We start from the raw sequence: 12,808 nt of genomic DNA on the forward strand, positions 1-12,808 counted from the left end.
ACCATTATGCACAGCGCCCCGCGCGCAGCAAGGGTTCAGACCGCTGTTTTCCCGCCCCCTCCGCCGAAAAGTCCCGATGAAAGCCTCCCAGTTTCTGATCTCCACCCTCAAAGAGGCGCCGTCCGACGCGGAGGTGGTCAGCCACAAGCTGATGATGCGGGCCGGCATGATCAAAAAGCTGGGCGCCGGCATTTACAACTACATGCCCATGGGCCTGCGCGTCCTCCGCAAGGTCGAAGCCATCGTGCGCGAGGAAATGAACCGCGCCGGCGCGGTGGAGCTGACCATGCCGGTGGTGCAGCCGGCCGAGCTGTGGCAGGAAACCGGCCGCTTCGGCAAGATGGGCCCGGAACTGCTGCGCATCAAGGACAGGCACGACCGCGACTACGTGATTCAGCCCACCAGCGAAGAAGTGGTCACTGACATTGCACGCCAGGAACTGCGCAGCTACAAGCAGTTGCCCAAGAATTTCTACCAGATCCAGACCAAGTTCCGCGACGAGCGCCGGCCGCGTTTCGGCCTGATGCGGGGCCGCGAGTTCACCATGAAGGACGCCTACAGCTTTGACCGCGACATGCCGTCGGCCAAGGCCAGCTACCAGGTGATGGCCCAGGCCTACCGGCGGATTTTTGACCGTTTCGGCTTGACCTACCGCGCTGTGGCCGCCGACAGCGGCGCCATCGGCGGCGACCTGAGCGAAGAATTCCAGGTCATTGCCGCCACCGGCGAAGACGCCATCGTCTACTGTCCCGCCAGCGACTACGCCGCCAACATGGAAAAGGCCGAGGCCCTGGCGCCGGCGGGCCCCCGCCCGGCCGCCGGCCAGGTCTTGACCCCGGTCGCCACGCCGGGAAAAAGCACCTGCGAAGACGTCGCCTTGCTGCTGGGCGTGCCCTTGGCCACCACCGTCAAATCGCTGGTGCTGGCCACCGACCAGACCAACGAGGCCGGCGAGGTGGTCAAGAGCCAGGTCTGGCTGCTGCTGCTGCGCGGCGACCACGAGATGAACGAGGTCAAGGTCGGCAAGGTGCCCGGTCTGAACGCCGGTTTCCGTTTCGCCACCCTGGCCGAGATCGAAGACCATTTCGGCTGCAAGCCGGGCTACCTGGGCCCGGTGGGTTTGAAGAAGCCGGTCAAGGTGATCGCCGACCGCGAGGTGGCGGTGCTGGCCGACTGGGTCTGCGGCGCCAACCAGGTCGACTTCCACAGCACCGGCGTCAACTGGGGCCGTGACCTGCCCGAGCCCGACCTGGTGGCCGATCTGCGCAACGTGGTGGCCGGCGACCCCTCGCCCGACGGCCAGGGCCTGTTGGCCATCGAGCGCGGCATTGAGGTCGGCCATGTGTTCTACCTCGGCACCAAATACAGCCAGGCCATGAACGCCACTTTCCTGGACGTCAACGGCAAGCCGCAGTTCCTGGAAATGGGCTGCTACGGCATCGGCATCACCCGTTTGCCGGCCGCGGCCATCGAACAAAACCACGACGAGCGCGGCATCATCTGGCCCGACGCGCTGGCGCCGTTCACCGTGGTGCTGTGCCCCATTGTGGGCAGCAAAGGTTTGGACGGCAGCCCCGAGGTCAAGGCCGCGGTGGAAGCGCTGTACCAGCAACTGCTGGCGGCCGGTGTCGACGTGCTGCTGGACGACCGCGGCGAGCGCCCCGGCGCCATGCTGGCCGACTGGGAACTGATCGGTGTACCGCACCGGGTGGTGGTGGGCGACCGGGGCCTGAAAGAAGGTCAGGTCGAGTACCAGCACCGCCGCGATGCGGCTGCCACCAAGGTCGCGGTGGCCGACATCCTGGGCCATGTGCTGGCCAAGCTGACGGCCTGAGCGCCGCCCGCCACCGGGTCAGGTCAGCCATGAACCGCCGGCAGTTCAACCAAGCCTTGTCACTGGGGGCGCTGCTGCCGGTGAGCGTGCTGCGCCCGGCCTGGGCTGGCGCCCAGCTCGAAGAGCCGTTGATCGACTCGGTGCGCACCGCGCTGAGTTCGGCGATTGCCAACCGGGCCCCGCCGGTGCCCGAGTTCGTCAGCACCGATGCCCGTTTACACTACCTGCGCTGGCTGGGTGCCATGAGCCAGCGGCTGGCCAAAAAGAAGCCCGACTGGGAAGTGCGGCGCGACTTTCTTCAAACCCTCTGGTACGAGAGCCGCCGCGCCGGCCTGGACCCGGCCCTGGTGCTGGGGCTGGTGCAGGTGGAAAGCAATTTCCGCAAATACGCCATCAGCAGCGCCGGTGCCCGTGGCTACATGCAGGTCATGCCCTTCTGGACCCGCAGCATCGGCGACGGCGACGAGGGCAAGCTGTTCCACATGCAGACCAACCTGCGTTTTGGCTGCGTCATCCTGCGCCACTACCTGGACCGCGAGGCCGGCGACCTGTTCCTGGCCCTGGGCCGCTACAACGGTAGCCGGGGCCGCGCGCCCTATCCCGACGCGGTGTTCGCAGCCAAGAAACTGTGGGAGTTCGATCCCAACGCCGCGGTGCAACAGGCCAGCGGGCTCTACCTGGTGCCGCGCTGAGGCTTGCCGGCCTGGGAGGGCCGTCAGCTTTGGTCCACAATGCCTGCAAACAGACAAGGGAGGCGGCTTGTGCAGGGTTCCATGGTCACGGTGTGTCTGATCGAAGGCGACGGCGTGGGTGCAGAGGCGTCCAGCCTGCATGCGGCCACCTTCACCCAGGCCGGCGGCAGCATAGGCACGGCCTCCCACGACACCCTGGTGCTGCCCAAGGGCGGGCTGGAACGCTCGGCCACCCTGGCCCGGGTGCTGTGGCAGGACCCGGGCTGGGTGCTGGTGGACCAGAGCCACACGCCGGTGCTGCTGAACGGTTTTCTGGTGGATGCCAGCCGGCCGGTGAGCCTGGCGCCGGGCGACCAGCTGCAGATCGGTGCCCACCTGCTGGAGGTGCGCGAAGCGCTGCCCGTCGGCGCCAAGCCCTGGGCGGCCGAGGGCCTGACGCCCGACAACCTGTCCAGCGTGCTGAGTGGCCTGAACATGCCGGGTGTGGCGGGCGCCGACCCTTTTGCCACCGAGCTACCGTCCGAGGTGCCGGCGGTGGCCGTGAGCGAGCCCTCGTTCGCCGATTCGATTCTGGACAGCCTGGGGCCGGTGGAGGAGGTCGCGCCGGAGGTGCCGGCAGCACCGGCGGTGGTGGCCGAGGAAACGCCGGTCAGCGCCCCCCAGCCCTTTGCCGGCCTGCCGGAAATCGACCCCCAGAGCAACCCCTTGTCGGCCCCGCTGACCGATCCGCTGACCGCGCTGTATGCCCAGAATCCGCCATCGGCGGCAGCCGCTCAGCGCGTCCCACCGGGGGGGGCGGAGGTGGTGCCCAGCGCAGCCGGCAAAAGCCGCACCACGCCGGTTCCGGCGCCGCGCCGCGGCGGCACGGTCACGCCCGACCATGTGCTGATCCAGGCCTTGCTGGAAGGCCTGCAATGGACGCCCGAGCAACGCGAGCAGCTGACACCGGCACTGATGCGCCGGCTGGGCGCGATGGCCCGCCCGGCCAGCGAGTCGTCCACCGAAGGCCTGCGCAGCGGGGAGCTGTGAGCGGCTGGCCGCCGCCGCGGCTCAGTGCACGAAGCCCATTTTCAAGCGGTGCTGCGAGGCCTTGGGCAGGTCGTCGGCGGTGATGTGGTCGCGGCTGGCCAGCCGGGCGTTGCCAAAGCCTGTCATCAGCGCCCGCCGCATCTCGCGCGGTGCCAGTTCGGCCAGCGCCGCCAGCAGATCATCGGTCGGCTCGGGGTGGAAGCGCGAGCCCCAGCCGTGCTCCTGGCGTATGCCCAGGTAGAGGTTGCGGGCGATTTGCCGCGCCGCCTCTGGCGACGGCGGGTCAATCTCGAACACGTTCATCCGGTTCAGGATGGGTTCGGGGATGCCGCGGGCGTCGTTGGCGGTGGTGATCCAGATCACCTGGCTGGCGTCGATGGCCACCTCGGCAAACTCGTCGGTGAAGGCCTGGGCGGTGTCGTGCTCCAGCAGGCTGTAGAGGGCGCCCAGCGGGTCGTACTGGGCCTCATAGGCGGCCTTGTCGATCTCGTCGATGACGATCACCGGGTTGGCGTACTGGCCTTCCACCAGGGCCTCGAACACCTTGCCGGGCTTGGCACCTTTCCATTGCGAGGACGAGCCCGACAGCAGCCAGCCAGCGGTCATCGAGCTCATGGGCACCAGGCTCATGCCGGTGCCCAGCAGCTCGGCCAGCTTTTTCGCGAAATGGGTTTTGCCGATGCCGGGCGCGCCCAGCAGCAGCATGGGGGTGATTTCGATGCCGTCGGGGCTGTCCTGGGCCAGCGCCACATGACGCTTGACGTCGTCCAGCACGCCGGTGAAGTTGGGCAGGGCGCCGTACAGGCTGCTCATGTCGGGCACCCCCGAGGGCTTGACCTGGAAGCGCTCGGGGCCGCGCTCCAGCATGCGTTCGTAGGTGCTGCGCAGGTGCTCGTGTTCCCGGTCTGGCAGCTTGGCCAGCTTGCGGGCCACCTCGTCGGGGTGGAACACGCTGCGCACCTTGGCGATGGGCAGTTTGAAGTGCGATTGCGGAACAAGGCTGTGCGATGTCATGGGCCACTCCTGAATGCAACGCTTTCATTCAAGCATGGGCCGTGCCTGCTTCAAAGCCATAACAGAGCGGGTTTTGCGGTTTTGTTGTCGGCACTTGACGCGGCCGGCTGCCAGAGCCCGCCGCGAGCAGGCACAAAAAAGCCGGGACGCAGCCCGGCTTGGGGGGGCGGGGCGCTCAGGCCGGGTTGGTGCCCAGCAATTGCACCAATTCGCCCGACTCGTACATCTCCATCATGATGTCGGAGCCGCCGACGAACTCGCCTTTGACGTAGAGCTGGGGAATGGTGGGCCAGTTGCTGTAGCCCTTGATGCCTTGGCGGATTTCGGCATCGTCCAGCACGTTGACGGTGGTCACCGTGCGCGGGTCGACACCACAGGCCTTCAGGATCTGGATGGCGCGGCCGGAAAAGCCGCACATCGGGAAGCTGGCGCTGCCCTTCATGAAAAGCACCAGGTCGTTGGATTTGACCAGCTGGTCAATGCGTTGGTTCACGTCGCTCATGGCGTACTCCTAAAACTATGGGGGGATTATTTCACTGTCCGACCGGCAGCGCTGACGTCGTGGCCATTCGCAGTGGCCGTTCGTCCGCCGCTGCAGCGCGCCACGCCGGCCAGGTCGGGCTGGCTGGCCACCGCCTCGAAGCGCGCGGCCCGCAGCAGGCCCTGGACCGCGGCCGACTGGTCGTGGCCATGCTCCAGCAGCAGCCAGCCGCCGGGTTTCAGGTGGGGGGGCGCCTGCTGCACGATGCGGCGCAAATCGTCCAGTCCGTCGGCACCGGCGGTCAGCGCCTGGCGCGGCTCATGGTGCAGCGCGGCCAGGTGGGGGTCGCCCTCGGCGATGTAGGGCGGGTTGGAAACGATGGCGTCAAAGGGCGCGGCGGCGAGGTCCTGCAGCCAGTTGCCCGGCGCAAAAACCACTGGCAGCCCCAGCCGGGCGGCGTTGGCCTGGGCCACCGCCAGCGCGTCTGCACTGGCGTCCAGCGCCATCACAAACGCATCGGGCCGGGCCTGTTGCAGCGCCAGCGCCACCGCGCCGCTGCCAGTACCCAGGTCCAGGATGCGGGGGGCGGCTTGCTCGCGCAGCAGCGCCAGCGCCCAGTCCACCAGGGTTTCGGTGTCGGGCCGGGGCACCAGCACGCGGGCGTCCACCCGCAGCGCCAGGCCGTGGAACTCTTTCTCGCCCACCAGGTAGGCCACCGGCTCGCTGTCGGCACGGCGTGCCACCAGGGCCTGAAAGTGGGCCTGGGCGGTGGCGTCCAGCGGGTCGCGGTCGTGGGTCAGCAGCCAGGCACGGTCGGCGGTGGGCCGGCCCAGCACCCACAGCAGCAGCATCTGGGCGTCGAGCCGGTCCAGGCCCTGGGCCTGGCCCCAGGCCAGGGCGTCGGTCAGCGTCATCGAAAGGCCGGCCACGGTCACACCACCGAGCCCAGTTCCAGCGCTTCCAACTGCTCGGCCTCGCGCGCCGCCCGCAAGGCCTCCAGCACATCGCCCAGGTCGCCTTCCATCACCGCCAGCAGCTTGTACAGCGTCAGGTTGATGCGGTGGTCGGTGAGCCGGCCCTGTGGGAAGTTGTAGGTGCGGATGCGGTCGCTGCGGTCGCCGCTGCCGATCAGGCCCTTGCGCAACGCGGCCTCCTTGGCGGCGCGCTCGCTGCGTTCCTTTTCTTGGATGCGGGCCTGCAGCACCTGCAAGGCCTTGGCCTTGTTGCTGTGCTGGCTGCGGCCGTCCTGGCATTCGGCGACGATGCCGGTGGGCAAATGCACCACCCGCACCGCCGAATCGGTCTTGTTGATGTGCTGGCCGCCGGCGCCGCTGGCACGGAAGGTGTCGATGCGCAGATCGGCCGGGTTGAGTTTGATGACCTCGGCCTCGTCGGGCTCGGGCATTACCGCCACGGTGCAGGCGCTGGTGTGGATGCGGCCCTGGGTTTCGGTGGCCGGCACCCGCTGCACGCGGTGGCCGCCAGACTCGAACTGCAGGGCGCCGTACACATGGTCACCGTCGATGCGCAGCACGATTTCCTTGTAGCCGCCCAGCTCCGACGGGTTCTCGCTGACCACCTCGACCCGCCAGCCGACGTTGGCCGCGTAACGGGTGTACATGCGGGTCAGGTCGCCGGCGAACAGCGCCGATTCGTCGCCGCCGGTGCCGGCGCGGATTTCCACAAAGGCGGGGCGGGCGTCGTCCGGGTCTTTGGGCAGCAGCAGGCGCTGCAGCTCGGCTTCCAGCTTCAGCAACTCGGCGTCGGCACTGGCGATCTCGTCACCCGCCATCTCGGCCATCTCCGGGTCGGCCAGCCATTCCTGGGCGGCGGCGCGGTCGGCCTCGCACTGGCGGTGGCGGGCGTAGCGGCCAGCGATCACGCCCACCTCGGTGTGTTCGCGGGCCAGCCGCCGGTACTGGTCCATGTCGGCCATGATGTCCTCGCGCGACAGCAGAAAGTCGAGCTCGGTCAGGCGGGTGGCGTAGCGTTCCAGTTGGTGGCGGAGAAAGGGTTTCATGCGGGGCAAAGCGGGAGAGCCCGAAGGGCAGGGCGCCCGGTGGGCGCGGCGGCGGGGTGGGCCAGCGCCCACACCGGCGCGCCGCTAACGCTCTTTGCGCAGAAAAAGGCGGGAGATGGTCTGGGCGGTTTGCGCCCGCGCCTCGCTGTCGGCGGCGTTCAGTTCGGCCATGGCGCCGTGCAGCATTTTCTGAGTCAGGCCGCGCGACAAGGCTTCCAGCACCGCGTCCACGTCCTCGCCCTTGGCCAGCAGCTTGCGGGCCCGGGCCAGCTCGGCCTGTCGCCATTCGTCGGTCTGGGCGTGAAGTTGCTGGATCAGCGGCACGGCCTGGCGCTGGTCCAGCCAGTGCATGAAGCTCTGCACACCGGCGTCGATGATGACCTCGGCCTGGGCCACCGCGGCCTGCCGGTTGTCCTTGCCCGACTGCACCACCGTGGCCAGGTCGTCTACCGTGTAGAGGTAAACGTCTTCCAGCGACTGGACCTCGGCCTCGATGTCGCGTGGCACAGCCAGGTCGACCATGAACATGGGCCGGTGTTTGCGCGCCTTGATGGCCCGCTCCACCGCGCCCAGGCCAATGATGGGCAGGGTGCTGGCGGTGCAGCTGACCACCGCGTCGAATTCGTGCAGCCGCTTGGGCACGTCGGCCAGTGGCATCACCGTGGCGCCAAAACGGGCGGCCAGCCGGTCGCCGCGTTCCAGCGTGCGGTTGGCAATGGCCATCGATTTCGGGCTCTTGGCGGCGAAGTGGGTGGCGGCCAGCTCGATCATTTCGCCGGCGCCGACAAACAGGATGCGGATCTTGCCCAGGTCTTCAAACAGCTGGCTGGCCAGCCGCACCGCGGCCGCGGCCATGCTGATGGAATGGGCGCCGATTTCGGTGGAGCTGCGCACCTCTTTGGCCACCGCAAAAGAGCGCTGGAACAGCTGGTTCAGCGTGGTGCCCAGGGCGCCGGCCTCTTCGGCGGCGCGCACCGCGTCCTTCATCTGGCCCAGGATCTGGGGCTCGCCCAGCACCATGGAGTCCAGCCCGCTGGCGACACGGAACACGTGGCGGGCCGCGTAGTCGTTCTCCAGCCGGTAGCTGTGGGAGCGCAGCAGGTGGTGCGGCACGCCGCCGCTGTGGGCCAACCAATGCAGCGCCTGCTCCATGTCGGGCGGCTCGCCAGCGCCGTAGATTTCGGTGCGGTTGCAGGTGGACAGAATGGCCGCCTCGGGCCGGGCCAGCGGTGACTGCAGCGAAGCGCGCAGCCCGTGCAAAGTCGGCGCGATCTGGTCCACGGCGTAGCTGAACCGCGCACGCAAATCCAGCGGCGCGGTGGTGTGGTTGATGCCGAGGGCCCAGACTGCCATGGGGTGATTATAAAATTTGACGCTTGCCCGTGTCTGATATTTCGCACAAGCTGGGTGAAAACCCTTTGTTTCAACGCCCCGCCACCCCCTGACCACCCCCCAATCTGACCCATGGGACCGCTGGACCTGACCAACCACCTGCTCAACTTTGTGCTGCCAGCACTGTGTGTGGCCGGCGCCATGGTGGCGCTGTCGCCGCTGCTGGGCGCACCGAAGAAGGGCGCCTTGGGCCGCTGGGCCCAGTGGGGACTGACCTCGGCGACCGGCTGTGCCGCGCTGGTGGCCGGGCTGGTCTGGTTCGGCCGGGACGGTCAGATGGCCACTTATGGCCTGCTGGTGGGCGCCACCGCGCTCAGCCAGTGGGCCGTCTCCGGCGGCTGGCGCCGCTGACAGCCCGATGTCCGACCCGCGCCGGGGTTGTTGCAGCGCGGTAAACTTGGGCCCCAGCGTCCCCTGGCGGCTGGCCCACCACACAAGATGAACGCTCCCACCCCCCTGAACCAGTTGCTGGCCGCGGCCCATGAGCAGCCGCGGCTGCGCGAGATCCCCTACAACTACACCTCGTTCTCCGACCGGGAGATCGTGATCCGCTTGCTGGGCGCGTCGGCCTGGGACGCGCTGGACCAGTTGCGCGACGAACGCCGCACCGGCCGCTCGGCCCGCATGCTGTACGAGGTACTGGGCGACATCTGGGTGGTGCAGCGCAACCCCTACCTGCAGGACGACCTGCTCGACAACCCCAAACGCCGCCGCCAGCTGGTCGACGCACTGCTGCACCGCCTGGGTGAGGTGGAAAAGCGCCGCACCCCCGATATCGACCGCGAACGCGACGCCACCGTGGGCCAGTTGCTGGTGGCGGCCCGCCAGGCCGTGGCCGCGTTCGACGCCATGTTCACCGAGGTCGCCGCGCTGCGTCGCCAGGCCCAGCGGGCCCTGGGCAAGTGCACCGCCAAGGACAACATCAAGTTCGACGGCCTGAGCCGCGTCAGCCACGTGACCGACGCCACCGACTGGCGCGTCGAGTACCCCTTTGTGGTGCTGACCCCCGACACCGAGGCCGAGATGGCCGGGTTGGTCAAGGGCTGCATCGAACTGGGCCTGACCATCATCCCGCGTGGCGGCGGCACCGGCTACACCGGCGGCGCCGTGCCGCTCACGTGGAAGAGCGCGGTCATCAACACCGAAAAGCTCGAGGCCATGACCGAGCTGGAATGGGTCACGCTGCCCGGCCACGACAAACCGGTGGCCACGGTCTGGACCGAGGCCGGCGTGGTGACACAACGGGTGTCGGACGCGGCCGACCGAGGCGACCATGTGTTCGCGGTCGACCCGACCTCGGCCGAGGCCTCCTGCATCGGCGGCAACATCGCGATGAACGCCGGCGGTAAAAAGGCCGTGCTGTGGGGCACGGCGCTCGACAACCTGGCCAGCTGGCGCATGGTCACGCCCGACGCCAAATGGCTGGAGGTGGTGCGCATGGACCACAACCTCGGCAAGATCCACGACGCCGAGGTCGCCACCTTCGAGCTGCGTTATTTCGAGGCCGACGGCAAAACCCCGCTGCGCCACGGCAACCCGGTGCAGACCCTGGCCATTCCCGGCAAGCTGTTCCGCAAGGAAGGCCTGGGCAAGGACGTCACCGACAAATTCCTCAGCGGCCTGCCCGGCATACAGAAAGAGGGCTGTGACGGCCTGATCACCAGCGCCCGCTGGGTGGTGCACCGCATGCCGGCCCACACCCGTACCGTGTGCCTGGAGTTCTTCGGCAACGCCCGCGACGCCGTGCCCAGCATTGTGGAAATCAAGGACTTCATGTTCGCCGAGCAAAAACGCTCGGGCACGCTGCTGGCCGGCCTGGAGCACCTGGACGACCGTTACCTGAAGGCGGTGGGTTATGCCACCAAGTCCAAGCGCGCCATGGCGGCCGGCGCCACCTCGGGCCTGCCCAAGATGGTGTTGTTTGGCGACATCGCCGGCGACGACGCCGACGCCGTGGCCCGCGCCACCAGCGAGGTGGTGCGGATTGCCAACTCGCGCAGCGGCGAAGGTTTTGTGGCCATCAGCCCCGAGGCGCGCAAGAAATTCTGGCTGGACCGCAAGAAGACCGCGGCCATTTCCAAACACACCAACGCCTTCAAGATCAACGAAGACGTGGTGATTCCGCTGCCGCGCATGGCCGAGTACACCGACGGCATCGAGCGCATCAACATCGAGCTCAGCCTGCAGAACAAGATCGCGCTGTGCGACGCGCTGGAAGCGCTGTTCACTCAGGGCAACCTGCCGTTGGGCAAGCCTGACGAAGCCGGTGACATCCCCTCGGCCGAATTGCTGGAGGAGCGCGTGGCCCAGGCGGTGGACCTGGTGCGCGGGGTGCGTACGCTGTGGCAGGGCTGGCTGGACCAGGTGGAGCCGCTGTTTTCGCAGCTGCAAGACCACCGGCTGCGTGCCAGCTGGAAAACCCAGCTGCGGGCGCCGCTGCAGGCCATCTTCACCGGCGCGGCCTTCAAGCCGCTGCTGGACGAATGCAACGCCATCCACCAGCGGGTGCTCAAGGGCCGGGTCTGGGCGGCCTTGCACATGCACGCCGGCGACGGCAATGTGCACACCAATTTGCCGGTCAACAGCGACGACTACGAGATGCTGCAGCGTGCCCATGGCGCGGTCAAACGCATCATGGCGCTGGCCCGCAGCCTGGACGGCGTGATTTCCGGCGAACATGGCATCGGCATCACCAAGCTGGAATTCTTGAGCGACGCCGAGCTGCAGCCCTTCACCGACTACAAGCGCCGCGTCGACCCCGAGGGCCGCTTCAACAAGGGCAAGCTGCTGCGCGCCCCCAACGGCGCTGGCCCGACGCTGATGGCGGACCTGACCAACGCCTACACGCCCAGCTTCGGGCTGATGGGCCACGAGTCGCTGATCATGCAGCAGAGCGACATCGGCGCCATCGCCGATTCGGTGAAAGACTGCCTGCGCTGCGGCAAGTGCAAGCCGGTCTGCTCCACCCATGTGCCGCGCGCCAATTTGCTCTACAGCCCGCGCAACAAGATCCTGGCCACCTCGCTGCTGGTGGAAGCCTTTTTGTACGAGGAACAAACGCGGCGCGGCATCAGCGTCAAGCACTGGGAAGAGTTCGAGGACGTGGCCGACCATTGCACCGTGTGCCACAAGTGTTTGAGCCCTTGCCCGGTGGACATTGACTTCGGCGACGTGTCGATGAACATGCGCAACCTGCTGCGCAAGATGGGGCAGAAGAGCTTCCGTCCCGGCAACGCCGCGGCCATGTTCTTCCTCAACGCCACCAACCCCGAGACCATCAAGTTCATGCGCTCGGCCATGGTGGACGTGGGCTTCAAGGCCCAGCGTTTCGCCAACGACCTGCTGCGTACCTTCGCCAAGAAGCAGACCGCTAAACCACCGGCCACGTTGGGCGCCGCGCCCATCAAAGAGCAGGTGATCCACTTCATCAACAAGAAGATGCCGGGTGGCCTGCCCAAGAAAACCGCGCGTGCCTTGCTCGACATCGAGAACGCCGACTACGTGCCCATCATCCGCAACCCGCAGGCCACCACGACCGAGTCGGAAGCGGTGTTCTATTTCCCGGGCTGTGGTTCGGAGCGCTTGTTCTCGCAAGTGGGTTTGGCCACCCAGGCCATGCTGTGGCATGCCGGGGTGCAAACCGTGCTGCCTCCGGGCTACTTGTGCTGCGGCTACCCACAAAAGGGCTCGGGCCAGTTCGACAAGGCCGAGAAAATCATCACCGACAACCGGGTGCTGTTCCACCGCGTGGCCAACACGCTGAACTACCTGGACATCAAGACGGTGGTGGTGAGCTGCGGCACCTGCTACGACCAGCTGCAGGGCTACGAGTTCGACAAGATCTTCCCCGGCTGCCGCATCATCGACATCCACGAGTTCCTGCTCGAAAAAGGCATCACCTTGCCGGCGGGGCAGGGCGGCTACCTCTACCACGACCCCTGCCACACACCGATGAAGCTGCAAGACCCGATGAAGACGGTCAAGGCGCTGGTGGGCGACAACGTGAAGAAATCCGACCGTTGCTGCGGCGAGAGCGGCACGCTGGGCGTGACCCGGCCCGACATCTCCACCCAGGTGCGTTTCCGCAAGGAAGAAGAGCTGAAGAAAGACGAGGCCGCGCTGCGCGCCAGCGGTTCGGTGGGCGCCAACGACAACATCAAGATTCTCACCAGCTGCCCCAGCTGTTTGCAGGGCCTGACGCGCTACGGCAACGACCTGAACAACGGCCTGCTGGAAGCCGACTACATCGTGGTCGAGATGGCCAACCAGATCCTCGGCGCCGAGTGGATGCCGGCCTACATCGCGTCGGCCAACAACGGCGGCATTGAACGCGTGCTGGTCTGAGT

General features: G+C 67.4%; 10 protein-coding genes. 5 read left to right on the forward strand and 5 right to left on the reverse strand.

Annotated features, from left to right (window positions below; all coding sequences use genetic code 11):
- Positions 1 to 76: 76 nt before the first annotated feature.
- The 3 genes from AC4BAR_RS08010 (at position 77) to AC4BAR_RS08020 (ending at position 3,555) form a co-directional block, all read left to right on the forward strand.
- Positions 77 to 1,834: a proline--tRNA ligase gene (locus tag AC4BAR_RS08010; RefSeq protein ID WP_490627325.1), complete on the forward strand. Its 1,758-nt coding sequence runs from the start codon at positions 77 to 79 to the stop codon at positions 1,832 to 1,834.
- Positions 1,835 to 1,863: 29 nt separating this feature from the next.
- Positions 1,864 to 2,526 carry a lytic transglycosylase domain-containing protein gene (locus AC4BAR_RS08015; RefSeq protein WP_490627326.1) on the forward strand — a complete coding sequence of 221 codons (663 nt, stop codon included), beginning with the start codon at positions 1,864 to 1,866 and terminating at the stop codon, positions 2,524 to 2,526.
- 81 nt (positions 2,527 to 2,607) lie between these two features.
- A complete protein-coding gene (locus AC4BAR_RS08020) occupies positions 2,608 to 3,555 on the forward strand; it encodes a hypothetical protein (protein WP_490627327.1) in 948 nt (315 codons plus the stop codon).
- Positions 3,556 to 3,576: 21 nt separating this feature from the next.
- On the opposite strand, the gene AC4BAR_RS08025 is transcribed toward AC4BAR_RS08020, so the two are convergent.
- The 5 genes from AC4BAR_RS08025 to hemA form a co-directional block, all read right to left on the reverse strand.
- The gene (locus AC4BAR_RS08025) at positions 3,577 to 4,569 is read right to left on the reverse strand and encodes an AAA family ATPase (protein WP_490627328.1); all 993 of its coding nucleotides are present in this window, start codon (positions 4,567 to 4,569) and stop codon (positions 3,577 to 3,579) included.
- Between the two features lie 175 nt (positions 4,570 to 4,744).
- Entirely contained in the window at positions 4,745 to 5,071 is a 327-nt protein-coding gene (grxD, locus tag AC4BAR_RS08030; protein ID WP_490627329.1) for a Grx4 family monothiol glutaredoxin, read from the reverse strand.
- 26 nt (positions 5,072 to 5,097) lie between these two features.
- Complete coding sequence (gene prmC, locus AC4BAR_RS08035; protein ID WP_490627917.1) at positions 5,098 to 5,964, reverse strand: peptide chain release factor N(5)-glutamine methyltransferase; 867 nt, start codon at positions 5,962 to 5,964, stop codon at positions 5,098 to 5,100.
- Positions 5,965 to 5,981: 17 nt separating this feature from the next.
- A complete protein-coding gene (gene prfA, locus AC4BAR_RS08040; protein ID WP_490627330.1) occupies positions 5,982 to 7,070 on the reverse strand; it encodes a peptide chain release factor 1 in 1,089 nt (362 codons plus the stop codon).
- 84 nt (positions 7,071 to 7,154) lie between these two features.
- Complete coding sequence (hemA, locus tag AC4BAR_RS08045; protein WP_490627331.1) at positions 7,155 to 8,423, reverse strand: glutamyl-tRNA reductase; 1,269 nt, start codon at positions 8,421 to 8,423, stop codon at positions 7,155 to 7,157.
- Positions 8,424 to 8,534: 111 nt separating this feature from the next.
- On the opposite strand from hemA, the gene AC4BAR_RS08050 reads away from it, so the two are divergent.
- Together AC4BAR_RS08050 and AC4BAR_RS08055 are read left to right on the forward strand one after the other, a co-directional pair.
- Entirely contained in the window at positions 8,535 to 8,813 is a 279-nt protein-coding gene (locus AC4BAR_RS08050; RefSeq protein ID WP_490627332.1) for a hypothetical protein, read from the forward strand.
- Positions 8,814 to 8,900: 87 nt separating this feature from the next.
- Entirely contained in the window at positions 8,901 to 12,806 is a 3,906-nt protein-coding gene (locus AC4BAR_RS08055) for a DUF3683 domain-containing protein (RefSeq protein WP_490627333.1), read from the forward strand.
- Positions 12,807 to 12,808: the final 2 nt, after the last annotated feature.

This window comes from Rhodoferax sp. SPJ4 (genome assembly GCF_058216275.1).